At 34.2% G+C, this 20,728-nt stretch carries 15 protein-coding genes; 10 read left to right on the top strand and 5 right to left on the bottom strand.

The annotated features are described in order from the left end of the window. Positions 1 to 41: 41 nt before the first annotated feature. Positions 42 to 3,317, bottom strand: coding sequence for a CheR family methyltransferase (locus IRZ83_RS14440; RefSeq protein ID WP_194569822.1), 3,276 nt, complete (start codon positions 3,315 to 3,317; stop codon positions 42 to 44). A gap of 167 nt (positions 3,318 to 3,484) precedes the next feature. Here IRZ83_RS14440 and IRZ83_RS14435 point away from each other — a divergent pair, with 167 nt between their 5' ends. From IRZ83_RS14435 to IRZ83_RS14420, 4 genes are all read left to right on the top strand, one after another. Next, positions 3,485 to 3,724, top strand: a complete 240-nt coding sequence (locus IRZ83_RS14435; protein ID WP_194569820.1) for a hypothetical protein — start codon at positions 3,485 to 3,487, stop codon at positions 3,722 to 3,724. Positions 3,725 to 3,903: 179 nt separating this feature from the next. Beyond that, positions 3,904 to 4,500 (top strand): TetR/AcrR family transcriptional regulator, encoded by a 597-nt coding sequence (locus tag IRZ83_RS14430; protein ID WP_194569818.1) that lies wholly within the window; start codon positions 3,904 to 3,906, stop codon positions 4,498 to 4,500. Between the two features lie 6 nt (positions 4,501 to 4,506). Continuing rightward, entirely contained in the window at positions 4,507 to 4,734 is a 228-nt protein-coding gene (locus IRZ83_RS14425) for a hypothetical protein (RefSeq protein ID WP_029272889.1), read from the top strand. A 19-nt stretch (positions 4,735 to 4,753) separates the two neighbouring features. After that, positions 4,754 to 6,001, top strand: a complete 1,248-nt coding sequence (locus IRZ83_RS14420; RefSeq protein WP_194569816.1) for an MFS transporter — start codon at positions 4,754 to 4,756, stop codon at positions 5,999 to 6,001. 77 nt (positions 6,002 to 6,078) lie between these two features. On the opposite strand, the gene IRZ83_RS14415 is transcribed toward IRZ83_RS14420, so the two are convergent. Beyond that, entirely contained in the window at positions 6,079 to 6,651 is a 573-nt protein-coding gene (locus IRZ83_RS14415) for a Crp/Fnr family transcriptional regulator (RefSeq protein WP_194569814.1), read from the bottom strand. A gap of 3 nt (positions 6,652 to 6,654) precedes the next feature. Further along, positions 6,655 to 7,317 carry a 3,4-dihydroxy-2-butanone-4-phosphate synthase gene (gene ribB, locus IRZ83_RS14410; RefSeq protein ID WP_194569812.1) on the bottom strand — a complete coding sequence of 221 codons (663 nt, stop codon included), beginning with the start codon at positions 7,315 to 7,317 and terminating at the stop codon, positions 6,655 to 6,657. A gap of 314 nt (positions 7,318 to 7,631) precedes the next feature. Between ribB and IRZ83_RS14405 the strand changes: the two genes are divergently transcribed. From IRZ83_RS14405 to IRZ83_RS14390, 4 genes are all read left to right on the top strand, one after another. Beyond that, positions 7,632 to 7,961 carry a hypothetical protein gene (locus tag IRZ83_RS14405; protein WP_228520703.1) on the top strand — a complete coding sequence of 110 codons (330 nt, stop codon included), beginning with the start codon at positions 7,632 to 7,634 and terminating at the stop codon, positions 7,959 to 7,961. A 98-nt stretch (positions 7,962 to 8,059) separates the two neighbouring features. After that, positions 8,060 to 9,715 (top strand): peptidase domain-containing ABC transporter, encoded by a 1,656-nt coding sequence (locus tag IRZ83_RS14400; protein WP_029272892.1) that lies wholly within the window; start codon positions 8,060 to 8,062, stop codon positions 9,713 to 9,715. Positions 9,716 to 9,717: 2 nt separating this feature from the next. Continuing rightward, entirely contained in the window at positions 9,718 to 11,073 is a 1,356-nt protein-coding gene (locus tag IRZ83_RS14395) for an HlyD family secretion protein (protein WP_194569810.1), read from the top strand. Next, positions 11,054 to 12,472, top strand: coding sequence for a TolC family protein (locus IRZ83_RS14390; protein WP_194569808.1), 1,419 nt, complete (start codon positions 11,054 to 11,056; stop codon positions 12,470 to 12,472). Before IRZ83_RS14395 ends, IRZ83_RS14390 begins: the two co-directional genes overlap by 20 nt. Positions 12,473 to 12,595: 123 nt before the next feature. Here IRZ83_RS14390 and IRZ83_RS14385 read toward each other — a convergent pair whose 3' ends face one another. Together IRZ83_RS14385 and IRZ83_RS14380 are read right to left on the bottom strand one after the other, a co-directional pair. Continuing rightward, entirely contained in the window at positions 12,596 to 13,051 is a 456-nt protein-coding gene (locus tag IRZ83_RS14385; protein ID WP_029272895.1) for a response regulator, read from the bottom strand. A gap of 2 nt (positions 13,052 to 13,053) precedes the next feature. Continuing rightward, entirely contained in the window at positions 13,054 to 16,119 is a 3,066-nt protein-coding gene (locus IRZ83_RS14380; RefSeq protein ID WP_228520702.1) for a PAS domain-containing protein, read from the bottom strand. A 542-nt stretch (positions 16,120 to 16,661) separates the two neighbouring features. Between IRZ83_RS14380 and IRZ83_RS14375 the strand changes: the two genes are divergently transcribed. Both IRZ83_RS14375 and IRZ83_RS14370 read left to right on the top strand, forming a co-directional pair. Beyond that, on the top strand, positions 16,662 to 17,717 hold the full coding sequence (locus tag IRZ83_RS14375; RefSeq protein ID WP_194569806.1) for a helix-turn-helix transcriptional regulator: 1,056 nt from the start codon (positions 16,662 to 16,664) through the stop codon (positions 17,715 to 17,717). Positions 17,718 to 18,190: 473 nt separating this feature from the next. After that, on the top strand, positions 18,191 to 20,728 hold a 2,538-nt coding region (locus IRZ83_RS14370; protein ID WP_194569804.1), incomplete at its 3' end, for an Ig-like domain-containing protein.

The raw sequence follows: 20,728 nt of genomic DNA, 5'->3' as shown, positions 1-20,728 counted from the left end.
GAGGTACCCGTTTTTAAGTATCTCTTTTTTTAATTATTATCTTATAGTGGCAAGTAGATATTGAATACTGTTCCTTGATTTATTTTACTTCTTACTGCAATGAATCCGTGATGGTTGGATACAATTTTTTTGACCAATGTCAGACCCAGTCCACTGCCATGATATTGGGCACTGTGTAATCTGTAAAAAGGCTCAAAAATCTTAGATTCAAATTCTTGCTCAAAACCAATACCATTATCAGTTATAGAAATTTTAATATAACTAATGTCTTTATTGCCGCCAATCTCAAGTATTTCTTCTGTTGAAGGATTCTCGTTTTCGATTTTGATTTCTGGTATTACGCCTTCTTTTGTATATTTAATAGCATTCAGAATCAAATTAGAAAAAAGCTGTTGAATTTGATATGATATAACATTTAGCTGCGGAAGAGGTGAAATCGTAATTGAGGCATTTTTTTCTAAAATATTATCTTTAAGATCTGCAATTATTTTCTTTAAAAGAACATTTAAATCTGTTTTTTTAAATTCTTTTTCTACAAAATTTATTCGGGAATAATCAATAAGATCTGCAATTAACTGACTCATATTACTGGCAGCAAATAACATTCGTTCAAGATTGTGTTTGCTTGTTTCTGACAAGTTTTGCTCATTGTCTATAATTCGCTGGCAAAACATATGAATTTTGCGAAGCGGTTCCTGCAAATCATAACTTGCAGCAGAAGTGAATCTTTCGAGCTGCTCATTATAACTTTGCAATTGCAAATTTTTGATGTTGAGCTGTTCATTAGCTGCAACAACTTCAGTAATATCTTCTAAGGCAACAAGAATCATCCCCGCTGGTTTAGCATTTAAAATTCGCCTTGCATTTACCATCATGATCTTTTTTCCAATGCCTTTGCATATTGTATGAACCTGAAAATCTTCAATAGACGTTTCATCTCCTAACATTTTAAAGATAAGATCTTTGAAGTCCGGAATATTCCATTGGCAATCACCAATTTCAAAGAATGAATATCCTTCAGTTTCTTTTTCTGTGGTTTGAAAATATTTATAAAAAGAAGGATTAGCACTTTTAACGAAAAAGTCTCTATCGATGATCAATAAAGGTTCACGAATCGTTTTAAAAATAGATTCAGAATAATTTCGCATCGAAATCAATTGCTCCTGACGATCCATTAATTCGTCATTAACACACATTAATTCCTCATTGTTAGACTGAAGTTCTTCGGTCGAAGTTTCTAATTCTTCGTTCATTGCCTGCATTTCTTCACTGCTGCTCAATAATTCCTCATTTGTAGTCTGCAATTCTTCAAATGCAGTCTGCTGCTCTTCTGTTACGCGTTTAATATCTTCGCGAAGCTGCAATAATTCATTTTCCAGTTCAAGTATTCGCTGCTGATCTGAAGTTTTTCTTTTTATTTTGCTGTCATCAAATTCAGGAAGCGGTTTTTTATAAAAAAGAATCATAAAATGTTCATCATCATTTGGAATAGAAACTACTTCAAATGAGGCCATATAAGGCTGATCTTTAACTACTACATTCTCCTTTTTTACGTTTTTTTTATCCTTTTTTATTTTCAAAATGGCATTTCGAAGTTCAAAGCTGATACCTTCGCGCGCCATTTTTAGCACATTAAAATTTGGTTTTCCTGGAGAAGGGAGTAAAAAGTAACTTGTATCTCCATGAAAATGAACTATTTCAAGATGTTCATTTATAATAACACTTGCGGGCGTATATTTTAAAAATAAGATATCAGAAGCAATTTTTCTAAAATCTGCTTCAGGCAGACTTCTTTTTTCAGTTGATTCTGGTTTATCACGCGTACTCATATTTGCAGGCTTAAATGCCTCAGGTACATAGCGGACAGGAGCAAATTTCCGGATATATATTTTTTCGTTTCTGCCAGTTGGCTCAAATAAATTTTGCGCATTGGTTGTGGTTTCAGATTTTCCTAGAAATAAAATTCCTTTTTCTTTCAGAGAATAATGAAAAGAACTCAATACTTTTTTTTGCAAAAAAGGATCAAAATAAATCAGTACATTTCTACAAGAAACCAAATCAATTCGGGCAAAAGGCGGGTCCTTAATAAAGTTATGAACGGCAAAAATGCACATATCACGTATTACTTTATTGATGTGATAATTTCCATCACGTTTTGTAAAATAATTTTGAAGCCTGGCCTGCGAAACGTGCTGTACGTCCTGTGCTGAATAAATGGCAGTTCGCGCCTTGGTAATACATTTTTCGGAAATATCAGATGCAAAAATCTGAACTTTTATATCCTTGTTGTTTTTTTCAACAAGAAATTCATGAATGCTTATGGCAAGAGAATAAGCTTCTTCACCAGTCGCACATCCGGCAATCCAAATACGTAAATTGTTGTTTGTAGTATTTTGAATCAATTGCGGAAAAATAGTACTTGGCAGCGTTTCAAAAAATTTACTGTCTCTAAAGAAATAGGTAACCGGAATAAGGAAATCATTAAAAAGAATATCCTGTTCTGTTTTGTCATTTCTAAGTAAATAAAAATATTCCTGTAAACTTTCTTTGCGCGTGATTACCATTCTTCTGGCAATACGTCTTCTTATTGTAGGCTGTTTATAATGGCTAAAATCATTTCCCGTTCTTAAGAAAATAAGATTGATAATTTGATGTAGTGTTTCTTCTTCATTTTTCGGAATTGTATCTATTTCATTATAAGCATGATTAGCCGTATAACTTTTTTGAATCTGGATTAATCGTTCTGGAATCAGTTCAGGCGCAAGTACATAATCGACCACGTCAGCATCGATCGCGCTTTGTGGCATTCCTTTAAATGCAGCTGTTTCTGGATCCTGGGCAATAGTTACTCCTCCAAATTCTTTAATTTTCTTTAATCCAAAAGTTCCGTCAAAAGCGGTTCCTGATAAAATGACCCCAATAGCAAAACTTTCGTGAACTTTTGCTAAAGACTCAAAGAAGATATCAATGCAAGCATTTTTTTTCTCATTTCGAGTTCTTACATGCAGTTTTAATACGCCATCCTCAGCAATTAAGTTATTGTTCTCTGGTATAATGTAGATATGATTTGGCGCAAGATTAATATCATTTATGATTTCATGAACAGGAATCTCAGTGCTCTGTGCCAAAATTTCTGCTAAATTACTTGGATGATCAGGCGATAAATGCTGTACCAGTACATAAGCCATTCCTGAATCAACAGGTATCGCTTTAAGTATTTTTTTGAATGCATCTAGTCCTCCTGCAGAGGCACCAATACCCACAACGGGAAAATCCTGTTTTGTTTTATTAGGATCTTTATTTTCAGGAAGTTTCATGGAGAGATAATATTTAAATCAAAGATAAGAAGTCTTTTAGTATTAAAAAAAGGTTTTTTGTAATGGAAAATATATAAAAAATGATAGTAAATATTATAAAATTTTGATGGTTGTGTTTTTAATATTTACTCTATAAAATTATCGTTAACTATCTAATTATCAATATTATGAAAAATTTACTTGTAACAATCGCAATGGTGGGATTTATGGGGTTTGCCGTTGCACAGGAAACTCCGACTAAAAAACCAAAATCTAAACAAGATACGATTATTAATCGTACTACTAAATCTAAATTTGAAAAGAAATCAACTTATAAAACAGATTCTACAAAAACAAATCCGGCGAAAAAAAATACTACGGCTGGTAAAACCAAAAAAATGCGTAAAGACTCTATTCCGCCACTTTAAATCTGTATCCATACAAATTTCATTCTAAAACCTGTTTTACAGGTTTTTTTTATATCCTATTTTAAAATAAATTTTTTAGAAGTGGTGACTATTTTAGTTTGATATTAGTTCAGAAAAAAAATAATAATAAAAGAACGTTCATTCATTTATTATTTTATCTTTGCTTAAAAATAGCTCAAATGAGAATAAGAGATGTAGATAAAGAAAAATTGGTAATCGAAATGGCGATCGATCAAATCGTGCAGGAAGGCTTTCAGGGTTTCAGCATGAATAAGCTCGCAAAAGCCTGTTCGATTTCGGTGGCTACACTTTATATTTATTACAAAGACAAAGATGATTTAATACAAAAAATAGGTGCCACTATGGCTTTAAAGTTTTTTACTAATACGATTAAAAACTTTTCGCCAGAAATGTCATTTGAGGAAGGATTATGGAAACAGTGGGAAAACCGCGCCGACTTTGCCATGAAATATCCTAAAGAAGTTGCATTTTTTGAAATCATCAAACATTCTCCTCACGGCGAAGCTATATTAGATTCTATTAAAGAATTCTCAGATTTCAGAGCTATTATGACGCAATTTGTTGAAAATGCACAGCGTACTAAACAGCTAATTCCGATGACATTTGAGGCTTTTTGGTGTGTTGCCTACGGACCTTTATACACACTATTAAATTTACATAGAGAAGGAAAAAGCATGGGAGGAAGACCTTTCAAGCTTACTAAAGAAATTATGAAAGAGGCTTTTCAAGCTACCGTAAAAGGGTTAAAACCATGAAAAATTATGGAAACAAATTTAAATACAATACACATTTTTAAAACCGATATTGGAGAAATAACTCCAAATTGTGCTATACGCCAAATATTAGATAATCATTCAGAAATACAAGAATGGAGTATTGACTGTGAAGATATTGACTGCGTACTTCGCGTTGTTTCTGAAACGCTTACACCAGAAGAGATTATCACTTTAATTAATAAAATAGGCCATGAGTGCCAAGAATTATCCTAAGCAAAATTCACATTAAAAAATGGAAAAAACTACAATAGAAAGTCCTGCTTTCACTTCACATCAAAAAATAATTATTGCCATACTGGCACTTTTGCAATTTACTGTTATACTTGACTTTATGGTTATTTCTCCACTTGGAGATATTTTGATGAAAACATTAGATATGACCACTTCAAACTTTGGTTTTGCAGTTTCTGCCTACGCATTTAGTGCAGGAATTTCGGGATTATTAGCTGCAGGTTTTGCCGATAAATTTGACAGAAAAAAACTTTTGATATTCTTTTATACAGGATTTATTATCGGAACTGTTTTTTGCGCACTTTCAACAAGTTATATCATGTTGCTTTTGGCACGAATCGTTACAGGTCTTTTTGGCGGTGTAATTGGCTCAGTTTCCCTAGCAATTGTAACCGATTTATTTGTAATTCATCAAAGAGGACGCGTAATGGGTTTTATACAAATGGCATTTGCAACAAGCCAGATTCTAGGAATTCCTGTTGGATTATATTTTGCAAATAATTGGGGATGGCATTCTGCTTTTATCATGATTGCCGTTTTAGGATTGTTAATTCTTGTTGCGATTATTACACAATTACAGCCTATTACAAAACACTTAGAATTACAGTCAGATAAAAGTCCGTTTTTACATCTTTGGCATACTTTGAGCAATAAACATTATCAAGTTGGTTTTACAGCAATTGCTTTTCTTTCAGTTGGAGGCTTTATGCTGCAGCCTTTCGGAAGTGCGTTTTTGGTAAATAATATTCATATTAGTCATTTACAATTACCAATGGTATTTTTCTTTACTGGACTTTCAGTACTTTTTATCATGCCTTTGGTCGGGAAATTGAGTGATAAAATCAGCAAGTTTAAGCTGTTTGCTGCTGGGTCTGTAATCTCGATTGTCATGATTTTAATTTATACCAATCTTGACCCAATCCCATTATGGGAAATCGTAGTGATCAACATGATTTTATTTATGGGAATCATGAGCCGAATGATTCCAGCAACAACATTAAATACAGCAATTCCAGAAATGAAAGACCGTGGTGCGTATATGTCTATAACATCCTCACTACAACAAATTGCAGGCGGAATTGCAGCAGTTTGTGCAGGTTTTATTGTGCATCAGGAAACCAAAACTTCACCATTAGAAAATTATGATATTTTGGGCTATGTAATTGCAGTTGTTACGTTTTCAACAGTATTGCTAATGTGGAGAGTTAATCAATTAGCAAAGTCGAGAGAGAAAGCATTAAAGGTTTAATATAAATAGCTGACTTTTTAAAAAAGAGCTTGTTCTTTCGGACAAGCTCTTTTTTTTTTTTTTCGTAAGTTTCCTTTTTAAGTTTTTGATTTTAATCGGCTTAAAGTTTCTTGAGAAACATTAATATAAGAAGCAACTATTTTATTTGGAAGTCTTTTTACAATAGCAGGATTTATTTTAAGCAATTGCTGGTAGCGTTCTAAAGCGTCCATTGTAGTAAATGACATTAAACGATTAGCATTGTTTACATATGCTTTTTCTAAATAATTACTGTAAAACTCTCTCCATTGGGGCACAATTTGCATCAAATGAATAAAGTCTTCATGAGAAATGGTCAATAATTCTGATTTCTCGATTACTTGAATGTTTTCTAATGCAGGCAATTTGGTTATAAAACTTACTAAAGCTGTGGCAAACTGATTTTCGAAAGCAATATAACGGGTGGCATCTTTCCCTTCTTCATTAATAAAAAATATGCGCAAACAGCCTTTACCAACAAAAAAAGTCTGCTGGCTGATTTCTCCCTGCGAAAGCAAAATGTCGTTTTTGTCTTTTTTTAATGGCTTAAAATAAGAAAGAATTATTTCTAAATCATCATCAGAAACTGCAATGCTTTTTTTAATGTAATGACCAAGCTGTTCGTATATCATATTTTAATTATAATCTCTCACGAATTTACGGTAATAGACAATATCTTCGATCGACAAAACTATTAAATCGTGCTTATTAGCAAAACTTATAATTTGATTTAGTTTTGCCATGCTGCCGTCTTCATTCATTAATTCGCAAAGAACTGCTGCTGGTTTTAAATTGGCCAGTTTCATTAAGTCGACACTTCCTTCTGTATGGCCGTTTCTTTCTAAAACTCCATTATTTTTTGCACGAAGCGGAAAAATATGTCCAGGTCTTGCTAAATCTTCGGGTTGGGCATTGGTTGCAATTGCGGTTTTAATTGTAGTTATTCGGTCTAAGGCAGAAACGCCTGTTGTTACGCCATTTTTTGCTTCAATTGTTATTGTAAATGGAGTTTGAAAACTGCTCGTATTTTCTTTTACCATATAAGGAAGCTGCAATTCATCTGCTTTTTCATTGGTTAAGCAAAGGCACACAATGCCACTGCATTCACGAATCATTAAAGCCATATCTTTTACGTTAATATGTTCTGCAGAAAAAATTAAATCGCCTTCGTTTTCACGGTCTTCATCATCGGTAACAATAATTCCTTTTCCTTTTTTGAGTTGTTCTAAAGCTCTTTCTACACGTTCTTCACTAGTGGCGCCAAATTGTATAAGCGGACTTAATTCTGTACTTATCATTTTTATTTGTTTTGATACTTTTTAAAAGTAATAAACAGCAAAGCTAAAGTTGTTTCTCAAGCAAAAGTTTGATGTAAGTCAATAAATTATTCCTTTTTATTTTACAAAATTTTTGATTTAAAGAAATTCTTAAAATGCTTTCAGACTAACCTCAAACAAAAGATTGAAATAGTCCAAATTCTAATGTTATTCTAATGTATGAGATAAAATTTAGTTTTAAATTGCGGACTTAATTTTTTTACAAGATGCTCAGCAAAATTAAAAATAGTCTTTTATGTAAATGCCTGCAGGTGTTGCTTATCGGCTATTTTTTAATGAGCAGTATTAATATCTCAAGTACGTTTAGCAGACTCGTACAACAAAATTCTGAAACGCATTCGGTTAAAGGAATGACCTGCAATTTTCTTAAAAAGATGTTCAAATGCGACGGCATTCCAGAAGAGCTTGATGAAACAAAAGACAGCAAAACGGCTAAACTTGCAAAAGGAATTCTTTTATTAGAATATTTGGTTCCTTTAAATGCTTCAATACCCAGCTTGTATGTTCAAATTAAATCTAAAGGAGAAAACTACATAAATAATCCTATATTCTCGTTTGGTTTTCATGGTAAAATTCACTTACCGCCTCCTCGAATTACTGCATAAATAATTATAGCTGATGGGATTAGAATGAATTCTAAATCCTTAATACGGTCTTGCCGTATATTAATATCAATCTATTAATCTTGTATTTATCATAATTCATGACACCATTAAAAAGATTTTACAATTTACTCAAACTGGATAAGCGCGACGTATATCAAATTATATTTTATGCTGCTTTTGCTGGTTTGGTCAACCTTTCTCTGCCTTTAGGAATTCAGGCGATTATTAATTTTATTCAAAGCGGACAGCTTAGCGTTTCTTGGATTGTGCTTGTATTTTTGGTTACAATCGGAGTTGGGTTTGGCGGTGTTTTGATTATTTTGCAATTGCGAATTGTAGAAAATCTGCAACAGCGAATTTTTGTGCGTTCTTCATTTGAATTTGCTTACAGAATGCCTTTAATTAAATTTAAAGAAATGTATTCTGAATATGCTCCTGAAAAAGCAAACCGTTTTTTTGATACGCTGATGGTTCAAAAAGGAACTGCAAAACTTCTTTTAGACTTTTGTACTGCTTTTCTTCAGGTTGGTTTGGGTATTATTTTATTGGTTTTATACCATTCCTTTTTTACCGTAATCGGTCTTTTGTTTATCGTTATTCTGTATGTCATTTTTAAATTTTCATACAAAGATGGATTAGAAACGAGTCTTAACGAATCTAAATTTAAGTATAAAGTAGCGGCTTGGCTTCAGGAAATAGCGCGCAATCGCGAAAGTTTTCGCAGAAAAGGCGGTTTCGAATATGCATTGAACAGAAATGATGGCTACGTAAGCCAATATATAAACTACCGTGAGAAGCATTTTCAGGTAATGAAAAAACAATACATTCAGCTTACAGTTTTTAAAGTTATTGTTACGGCTGCCCTGTTGTCGATTGGTGGTTTTCTGGTAATTCACCATCAAATGAACATTGGGCAGTTTGTAGCTGCTGAAATTGTAATTGTATTGCTGATCAATTCGGTAGAAAAAATCATCTTCGGATTAGAATCTTTTTATGATGTATTGACATCAGTAGAAAAAATTGGTCAGGTTACTGATATGGAAATTTCAAGTATTCCTCATACATCCGCGGTAAGCGAAACGGGCATTACAATCGAAACCGATAGCATAAATTACAACTATCCGGAGCATAATAAAAAATCGCTAAAAAACATTAACCTGAAAATATCTCAAGGCGAAAAAATAATATTGAGAGGAACAAATGGCGCGGGAAAAAGTACTTTATTACGACTGCTTTCCGGATTGCTTGAACCAGAAAGCGGTGCAATGTATGTAACCGATAATTTCATGAATCGTCTTGATGAAGATGGCTATAGAGCTCAAGCGGGCACTTTTTTACAGGGCGATACACTTTTTGCAGGAACCATTAAGGAGAATATTCTTTTTGGTAATGAAGCGATCACAAATGATGATTTAAAATGGGCTTTAGATAATGTAGCACTTACGGCAGATATTAAAACATTCCCAAATGGACTGGAACATCAGATTCATCCCGGCGGACGCGAACTTTCAGCTTCAGATGTTCAGAAGATTCTTTTAGCGCGAAGCATTGTTCACAAACCTAATATATTATTCCTTGAAGATCCAGTTGATAAAATGGACGAATTGACTTCGGGTAAAATTGTCGATTTTTTACTTTCTGAAGAAAATGACTGGACGGTAATTGTAACTTCTAAAAATGATATTTGGAAGAACAAATGCGACCGTATGATAACGATTGATGATGGAAAAATTATTAACGACATAAAGCTTTAATCATGCTCAATATATCTAAAGATAATAACATACTTATTACGCCGGGGAAATACGCCTCTATCACCAGCGTGGCCCGCAGACCGCATTATAAAATTTTAAACAGAGTCATAGTTGGATTTTTGATTTTTTTAATTGCGTGTCTTTTTCTTCCGTGGACACAAAATATTTCTGGAAGCGGTTCAGTTACGACTTTAAAACCAGATCAAAGACCACAGACTGTGCATAATGCTATTGCAGGAAGAATTGAAAAATGGTTTGTAAAAGAAGGTGATTACGTAAAAAAAGGCGATACGATCTTATTTATTTCTGAAACTAAAGAAGATTATTTAGACCCTAATTTGGTTGGAAACACTAAAGATCAGGTTGATGCAAAAAAAATGGCCGTAGAATCGTATGGAGATAAAGTAAATTCTCTCGATGTTCAAGCGCAGTCGCTTAACACAGAAAGAGAATTAAAATTACAGCAGGCTCAGAATAAAATAAAACAAGCTCACTTGAAAATTAAAAGTGACAGCATGGATCTTGAAGCGGTAAAAACGCAGTTAAGAATTGCCAATACACAATTTGATCGTTCGGCAGCTTTAAATAAAGAAGGCTTAAAACCGCTTTCAGATGTAGAACAAAAAAGATTAAAACTTCAGGAATCTCAAGCTTATATCATTACACAGCAAAACAAATTGTTGAGCAGTAAAAATGAATTGATCAATGCTAAAGTCGAAATAAACCGAATTACAGCTGAATATGCTGAAAAAATTTCGAAATCGAGAAGCGACAAATTCACAGCCTTAAGCACACAGTACGATACAAAAGCGCAGGTAAATAAATTGCAGAATCAATATGTAAATTATAGTTTAAGAAATGGGTTGTATTATATCACGGCGCCTCAAAGCGGTTATGTAAACCGTGCTTTACTGGCGGGTCTCGGTGAAACGATCAAAGAAGGAACTCCTATTGTAAGCATCATGCCGTCTCGTTATGATATTGCCGTTGAAACATATGTTGATCCTATCGATCTTCCGCTGGTGCATCGCGGTGCAAAAGTGCGTGTTTGGTTTGACGGATGGCCTAGAATTGTATTTTCTGGATGGCCGGGATTATCGTACGGAACTTTTGGCGGTCGAGTAGTGGCAATCGAAAACTTTATTAGTGCCAACGGAAAATACCGAATTCTAGTTTCGCCTGATGGTCCGGATCATAAATGGCCAAAAGAACTAAGTATTGGAGCAGGAGCACAGAGTATTGCTTTGTTAGATACCGTTTCGGTATGGTATGAAATATGGCGAAATTTAAATGGTTTTCCACCAAATTATTATAAGTCAGATGAAAAAGATGTTAAAAATGGAAAAGAGAAAAAATAATTTGAAAGATGCGGTGAGATTGTTTTCTTTTTTGTTTTTATTCGGCTTTTCGACCATTTACAGTCAGGATTTTAATAAGGAAGAACTCAGTTACAGCGAGTATTTAGGATATGTAAAAAAATACCATCCGTTGGTAAAACAGGCCAATTTAGAATTAAGTAATGCTCAGGCAGCGCTTATGGTTGCGCGTGGCGGATTTGATCCAAAAATTGAAGTGGACTACAGTAAAAAAGAATTTAAGGGAACAGAATATTATTCGCTTTTAAACAGCAGTTTTAAAATTCCGACTTGGTATGGAATCGAGATCAAAGCCGGTTTTGATGATACCGATGGGCAATATTACAATCCGCAGAATCGTACGCCAGAAGCTGGATTAACTTCATTAGGAATTAGCGTTGCTTTAGGTCAGGGAATGTTTATAAACCAGCGTATGGCCGATGTAAGAGAAGGAAAATTGCAGTTAAAATTAAGCGACGCACAGCGAAAACTAAGAGCAATCGAAGTTTTGTACAAAGCCAGTGAAGCTTATTTTGAATGGCGCAAAAGTTATAATGAAGCCGAGCTTTACAAAAGATATTTAGGTTTTGCAAGCACGCGTTTTCAAGGTGTAAAAAAATTAATAGAACTTGGAGACTCTCCATCAATTGACAGCGTTGAGGCCGGAATTACGGTTCGAAACAGAGAATTGAATGTAGAAAATGGAAATTTAAAATTGGCTAAAGCTAAATTGAATCTCTCCAATTATTTATGGATTGAAAATGTTCCGGTCGAATTGGATGAAATGGTTAAGCCAGAAGAAAATCTAATTTTGACTTTAGAAGAAACACTAAGAACTGATGCGATGATGGTCAATGTAGAAACATTAGATTCACATCCTAAAATTCAGGCTTTAGAAACCAAAATGTCGATGCTGGAAGTCAACAGGCAGCTTAAAGCAAATTCGCTTCTTCCAAAATTAAATGTGGGTTACAATTATATTTCTGAACCTTCTTATTTTGATTCTTTTAACGCCGATGATTATAAGTTTAATGTCGATTTCAGCATTCCGATTTTCTTACGAAAGGAGAGAGGAAGCTTAAAAATGGCGAAACTTAAAATTCAGGATTTAAAGTTTGATATTGATCAGCAAAGATTAGAACTTAAAAATAAAATAAAAGCACAGCAGACTGAAATTGCCTCTTTAAAAAGACAAAAAAATGTGATTGATAATTTGGTAAAGGATTATTTGACGATGCTGAACTCAGAGGAGAAATTGTTTTCTTTTGGCGAAAGCTCAATCTTCCTAATTAATTCTAGAGAGAATAATCTGGTAAGTGCAAAGCTGTCTCAAATCGGAATCGAAAATCAGTTTTACATTTCGAATGCGGAGTTGTTTAAGATTTTAGCGAATCCGGATTGATTTTTTTTAGAGGTTCAAAGGCTCAAAGTGGCAAAGGAACAAAGGTTTTGTTTTTTTAAATCCTTGTCAAAGTTTTAAAACTTTGACAAGGATAACTTTTTTATTTATGTTTTCTAAAGTAATCTAATGAAACCCAAAAATATTCTCAGATTGACTTTTCTGGAGATTATCAATAGCGCTTTTTAATCCAGCTCCGAGATTTGCAGTAATTGATTGCAAGATTTGCTTCAAGTTATTGTAGCTGTTGGGTTTGACAAAATAGCAAATGGCACCTAGGCTTGCAGCCGTTTCGATATCGTTTTTGTGGGAAGAAGTTGAGATCATAATCACAGGAATATCCTGATAAATTTTATCTTTTTTTAGTAGTTTAAGACAATCCCAGCCATTCATAATAGGCATGTTGAGGTCTAGAAAAATAAGATTAGGTTTTTCATCCAGCTCATTGAGTATTTTCAATGCTTCACTGCCATTATCAGCAATGTGGCAAATAATATTTTCATCAATATCTACTAATGCTTCACGAAACATATCAGTGTCGTCCATGTCATCATCAGCTAATAAAATTATTTTTTTATCCATATCTAAATATCTTTTTCTTTTTGTTGTATCGGGAGTGTTATAATAAATGTAGCTCCCTTATCTAGATTGCCAACTGCACTGATTGTTCCTCCATGTCGTTCCACTATTTTTTTACAAAGTGATAGTCCCAATCCTGTACCTTCGTAACTGTCTTTAGAATTGAGTCGGGTAAAGGTTTCAAAGATGCGTTCTGCTTGATCGGGCTGAAAACCAATTCCATTATCTTCTAAGGTAATTACTGCAAATTCTATCTCTTTTTCAACTATTGTTTTTGAGGATATATTTATTTGTGATGGTGTACCATATTTTGCAAATTTAATAGAATTATTGATCAGATTATAAAAAAGCTGATACAGTAATACTGATGCTCCTTCAATCGTTGGGAGATTATCATGATAAATTCTTCCGCCTGTTTTTTGCAAAGCTACTTCCAAGTCGGTTTCAATGTTTTTTATAACATCATTCAGATCAACCAACGTTGGACTTTGCAAATCTGCGTTGATTTTAGAATATGCCAAAACACCATCGATCATGTTGAACATACGATCTGTAGCAACATGAATCCTATCAATAAATTTCGTTGCAGATTCGTCTAATTTGTCTTTAAGATGATCTTCCAGACGACTGGTAAACGTTTTTATTTTTCGAACAGGTTCTTTTAAATCGTGAGATGCAACGTGAGCGAACTGCTGTAAATCTTCATTTGATCGTTGTAATTCTTTAGTACGATCATTCACAAGAATTTCTAATTTTTCAGTAATGGTCTTTTGTTCATGTATGTCTGTGCACGTACCAAACCACTTCGTTATCACTCCGGATTTATCTCTAATTGGTAATGCTTTGCTTAAAAACCAGCGGTATTCACCAGTATTTCCATTTTTTAATCGTAATTCAATTTGATATGAAGTGCCTTTTTGAACACTATTGTACCAAAATTCAGTTACAATTGCAGCATCATCAGGATGGAGTAGCGGAATCCAGCTAGGATCTCCAAATTGATTTTCATTTAATGCGGTATACTCATACCAACGTTTATTATAATAATCAATAAATCCATCGGGATTGCCTGTCCAGATAATTTGTGGTACAAGATCAGCAAGCTGTCTGAATTTTTCTTCACTTTCCTTAATAATCTCATGTACCTCTTTTTGAGCACTAATATCGGTTGCAGATCCAAACCATTCAATAATATTCCCATGATCATCAAATACAGGTATGGCTCTTGAAAAAGTCCAGCTCAAAGTACCGTCTGAATTTAAAACCCTATGTTCCAGTTCAAAAATACTTTTATTTGCTATGGCTTCAATAGTAGCTTTTATAACCTTTTCCTGATCTTTGGGATGAATATATTTATCCATCCAGTTGAATATTGGGTCTCCAGTATCAGAAAGAATGCCTCGCCCTTCTAAATTGCGCATAACAGTCCAATCGGCATTCATACGATAGACCACATCTGATGAGGCATTTACCAAAGCTCGGAAACGATTTTCGCTCTCTTCTAATTTTTTTCTTGAGATTACTTGCTCTGTAACATCAACAGCTGTCTGAATCATGCCGGTTATTTTGCCGTCTTCAATTAACGGACGATAGGCAAGATTATAATAATAATCTTTTATTTCACCAGTACGATTGTGTGTTACCAATACTTCGGCTTGATCAAAAGGAATCCCTTTGTTGTAAACGTTCTGAACTTGACTCCAAACGTATTGTCCATCAAGTTCTGGCAAAACAGCAATCAACGGCATTCCGATGATTTCTTCTCCACGGCCAATCATTCCAAGCATGTGTTTATTTATCTGCTCTATGACCAAGTCATCGCCTTTTAACACCAATGTAGGACACGGGGTTTGGTCGATCATTGATCTCAGTCTGCTCTCGCTGTCTTCTAACTTTCTTCTCGCCAGCACTTGCTCGGTTACGTCTAAAGCCATGTGCAACACTGCAGAAGTTTCTCCTGATTCTTTAATTAAGTCGTATGAGAAATTAAAATAACGGCGCTCCATCTTACTTTCAACCAATAAATCAACAGGTTGTTCATCTCCCCTAAAAGCAATACCCGTTTTTTGTACATTTATAACATTTTCGAGTGCTGGCTGACCTTTAAGTTCGGGCAATGTTTCAAGCATTTTTTTTCCAAGAACTTCCTCCGCTGTATTTTTGTTCATAAACTTCAGCATAGGCTTGTTTATACTCTCAATAACAACATCTGCTCCTTTAGAGAGTAACATTGCTACGGGCGCCTGCTCAATCATATTACGAAAGCGGGTTTCACTTTGCTGTAATTTTTCTTCAGCCTGTTTTATTTCGGTAATATCTCGTGTTGTTCCCGCGACAGCCTCAACAATTCCTTGTTCATTAACAACCGGAGTAAGAATATAGTCGTAAACACGGTTGCCTAACTCTGCGTGAGGAAAAGATACAGTTCCTCTGATTGTTTTTTTATTTGCGACAATTTCATCTATTTCTCGTTCATGCATTTGCGCGTGCCATTCTTCGTAACCATTTTCACGCAGACCAAGGCCAATAGCATCTTCTGCTGATTTACCCCACATGGTGAGTAAAGCTTTATTTGCGTAAGTAAAATTGTAGTCCAGATCAAAAACATAAACCAAGTCAGGCGTGTTATTGGTAATTGAGTCGTAGAGCCGTTTTTGTTTTTCTGCAGTGTCTAATGCTTTATTAAGCGCAATTTCGGTCTGTTTGCTTTCAGTAATATCATATGTAGTAACAACCAATAAATCATCTTGTTTTACTGCACTAAAACGAAACCAGTTTTTCATGCCTTCGCCTTCATACCATTTTTCGAAATTGGCAGTAATTCCAGTTTCTGCTGTCTCAATAAATTTTTCTAAGACGCCATTTTCTTTTGCTGTAGGGAAAATATCACTGTATAGCTTTTTTTTATAATCTATATCGCCAGTCCAGTTGAGCGTATAGGTATTAAAGAATAGAATTGAAAAATCTTCAATTTTTCCTTCATTATTATAAAGAGATTGCATCACAGCAATACCGTTTGACACAGCGTTAAAAACGGTTTGAAAAAAGTCTTTGTTTTCTGTTAATTTCATTGATGCATTTTATGTCTGAGAAGCTATCATTGGTGGCTTTGTTGCTTTTTACCGCTATAATTCTTCATGATATATTATGAAAGATCAAGTGCCCAAGCATTAGCTAAAATAAAAAAATTAACCCGAATACGCAATGCCATCAAAAAAGCAGAAATGAAAACTATTTTAAGTTATGAAATGTGCCTGGAAATTTAAAATTTCACTTTGCACCTCAATTATACCAATCGATCCTTAATTAGTTTTAAATAAGAAAGGGAATACATTTTTTAAAAAAAAATAGGAAAAATTAGTACTGATTTATTAATATTTATTTTTTTTTAGAATTGATTAATAGTGGTTTAAAAAAAATAATATCTTGTAGTTATGCTTGCATTAGTTGAAGGAATGAGGCTACTTTTTTTAAAAAATTAAAACCAAATCTGCTTTTAATTCGTACGTATGAAAAAAGAAAATATTGTAAGTTTTTTATATAGAATAGAAACTTTTATTTCTTGATTATAAGTTTTACACATTGTCCCAATGCAAATTTTTATTTTTACTTTATGACCTTAGATAATTGGCCAAATTATATTAAAAAACATCTTTTTTTCTTGAAGGATGATTTTTTTGAATTACCATTTTTATTTAATTCTCCTTCTGTAATGTTGAGTAGTTTGCTAAAACTGCCCATAACAAAACATAATTCTTCAAAGCAATCGATGCTTTTAGATTCGCCTTTTTGTAAAACAGATTTTTATTATAGAAAAATTGATGAAGGATTTTGGATTTTAGTGAGTAAGGTAGATGTAACGAAAAATATAGTAACTAAACTCGGATTTGATAAAAATAAATTAAGCGAATATTATTTACTTACATATTCATTATTTGAAAATAATTTTTCTTTTAAGGGATCTGAAGAGGTTACGCTTTTAAGTCCATATTGGACATTCAGCAAGCCAGATACGGAAATTTCTACCTATTTTTTTGAAGGTACTGCATGTAAGGTTTTTAGTTTTGTTATCAAAAAAGATTGGGCTAATAAGAATTTTTCTTCCAAAAAATTTAAGGAAAGAAAAGCTATTATGAGATTTTTAAATGGACAAAGAGGATCGTATACTTGGTTAGACATTGCTCCAAAAGCTCATGATTTGTCTAATAAAATTTTAGAAATATTAGAAAATAGTGCTGATATAGAAGCGGAACGAGCTGGTCTGAAGAAAAAGAGTATTAAACTAATGGTTGATTTTTTTGAGAATTCGTTTGATGATAACCGAATTTTAGATAATAATTCTTTAACCAATTTGGAGTACCAAAATGTAGCTAAAGCGGAGAAAATCATTTTACATAATTTACATCTTCCTTTTGTAGGGATAGAATTTATTGCCAAAGAAGTAAATACATCGCCAACAAAATTAAAATCGAATTTCAAAACTGTTTTTGGTTTTTCAATGTTGCAGTATCATAAAGAGCGAAATATGCTGCTTGCTATGCAGCTAATTCAAAAATCAGATATCAACATTCAAAATATTGCGATTATAACCGGTTATGATTCCCCAAGCCGATTTGCATCTGGCTTTAAAAAGCGTTTTGGCAAATTGCCTTCGGAAGCGCGTTTTTAGCTGGATAAAAAATATTTTTGCAGTTTTTTTTAATTTTTTTTCTAATTTTTTATTCCTTGTTTTTTTATGGCATATTTTATAACTGATTTATTTTTAACTATTTACAAAAACACAAAATGAGTTAAAAATAATTTTTTTCTTTCAAAAGAACAATACTGATTACAAGCTTTAAATATGTCCGAATTGACTATTCATACTTTTTTTTTTCATCTATTTTTGGCGGTAAAACAAATGAATTAATGGTGTTGATGAAGTTGTAAATCCTTAGTAATCATTGTTCTATTCAGTTTTCTTTTATCCGTTTTATACCAAGTTATAAACACATTTTTAATTAACAAGAAATGCTTGATTTTTCAATTTTTGAAATTTCAAGCACAGGCTATTTATTGCTTTTTTTTAAAAGAATTTTAATTATTTATTATATGGTGAACTTTACTTATTTGAAAATTTTATCGGAAATCAAAAAAAGGACTTTGAATATATTTCTGGTCATTTTTTTATTGCTGTTATCTCTTAATAACGTTTTTGCGCAAACAAAAGATGGCTCATTAACAGTCACTGTTGCCAATACAGTATTGAATAGATACACAAGAGTTACCGCTGATGTATTAGCAGGTACAAATACAGTTACTGTAACCAATATAAATGAATTAAATCGTGATGGTATTACGTATACAGGACTTGCTACTAATGCCGCTGGATTCGTATCTAATGCTTTAGCTGCGGGAGATTTAATCATGCTTTATCAGGCACAGGGAGCAATTATAGATGCTACAAATACAATAAATTACGGAGCTGTAACTAATTATAATGGTGCCGGATCTTATGAATTGGCTACTGTAAGCAGTGTTTCAGGTAATGTTATTACCTTAACTTGTAATACGCGATTATCTTACTATGCAGCTCGATATGTTCAAGTTATAAGAATTCCACAATATGCTAATTTAACAATTACCAGTCCAGGAACTATTGTTGCTGTTCCTTGGGGTGCACCTACTTTTGGAGGAGCAGACCCATCAGCTCCAGAAAGAAGAAGAGGAGGTGTTGTTGGAATTCTTGCTACTAACATTATTAATAACAGTTCGATAAATGCCAATCAAGCTGGTTTTAGGGGTGGTACAATTGAAAATACAACTTCTACAGCAGGAGCTACTTTTTATACAGATTTTAGAACCACAGATCCGGCATTATCTGCGGAAAAAGGAGAAGGAATTGCAGGATATAGAACAGATTATGATGCTGCAGCCTTAGGAGGAAGATACGGAAGAGGTGCACCTGCAAATGGTGGTGGTGGAGGTAATGCTCATAACTCTGGAGGTGGAGGTGGTGCCAATGGAGGTAATCCCGCAAATTGGTTTAGAGGAGCCGGTGTAATGAATGATTTTACAGGTGGATGTGGAAATCCTGGAGCTTGGGTATTAGATCCAAATTATATAGCAAACGGAAATGCATTAACAAACTCTGCCGGAGGTGGTAGTGGAGGATATACTTATTCATCAGCAAACTTAAATGCGTGTACTGTAGGACCATCATATCCTGCAGGTTTTATAGCTACAGGAGTTCCTGCAGCAGCGGTTTCAAATTCTACTTGGGGAGGAGATTATAGAGATGCAACAGGAGGATTAGGTGGAAGACCTTTAGCTTCAACAAGTATGCAAAGCCAAATTTTCTTTGGTGGAGGTGGTGGAGCCGGTGATGGTAATAATACTTCCAATGCAGATGGTGGAGATGGTGGAGGAATCGTTTTCTTAGTAGTTACAAATAGTATAACAGGTACAGGTACTATACAAGCCAATGGCGAAAATGGAGCTAATACTAATAATACCCATAATGATGCTCCTGGAGGTGGAGGTGGTGGAGGAACAGTTTTAATTCAAGCTGGGACTATTGCGAATACAACTACTTTAAATGCAAATGGAGGAAGCGGTGGCAGACAGTTAATTACTGGAGCTGAAGCAGAGGGACCAGGCGGAGGCGGAGGCGGAGGTGTAATTTCTGTTAATGCAACAACTGATTCTTCAACTAAAACAATTTTGGGAGGTGCAAATGGGCAAACAGATTCTTCATCTCTAACGGAATTTAAAGCAAATGGTGCTACTAGTGGTAATACTGGTTCTATATTGGCAATCTCTGTTAATTTGAATTCATCTGTTTGTCAGGCTGATTTACAAGTTAATATGAGTATAAATAACACTACTCCTACCGTTGGAGATAATGTTACTTTTACGATAACTGCACAAAATAATGGATATAATAATGCTACTGGAGTAAAAGTTCAAGATGTTCTTCCGGCAGGATATACTTTTGTAAGTGCTTCAACTGTTACAGGATCATGGACAACTCCAGATTGGACTATCGGTAATTTAGCGAATGGTGCAACAGTAACATTAACTATTGTTGCTAAAGTAAATGCTACAGGCTCTTATTTGAACACAGCTACAATTAGTACTAGTTCATATGATCCGATTTCGACAAATAATTCGTCATCTGTTACTCCTACAGTAAATCATTTACCTGTTGCAATCAATGATGCTTATACAGCTGCAGAAGACAATACAGTAACGCTGAATCCACTTGCTCTGGATACAGATGCTGACGGAGATGCTTTGACAATCACTTCAATCAACGGAACAGCTCTAACGGGCGGAGTTCAGACCATCGCTGTGCCGAACGGAACAGTAAGCATCTCGGCTTCGGGCATAATTACTTTTACTCCGGTTTTGAACTTCAACTCCGCCACTGCTGTAAGTTTTCCTTATGTGATCAGCGACGGACACGGCGGAACTGCCACGGCAAATCAGCTTATCACAGTTACTTCAGTAAATGATGCTCCGGTTGCCAATAACGATACAAAAACGACAAACGAGGACACGGCGGTTACAATCGACGTAACGGCAAACGACACTGATGCTGACGGAACAATCAACAAGGCAACAGTAGACCTGGATCCTGCGACACCAGGCATCCAGACTACTTTTTCAGTGACAGGACAGGGAACTTATACTGTTAAC

It is taken from the genome of Flavobacterium sp. JLP, from assembly GCF_015350755.1.
Lineage (GTDB): Bacteria > Bacteroidota > Bacteroidia > Flavobacteriales > Flavobacteriaceae > Flavobacterium.
Note: the sequence above shows the minus strand (reverse complement) of the source record. Positions and strands in the feature narration are given on the sequence as shown.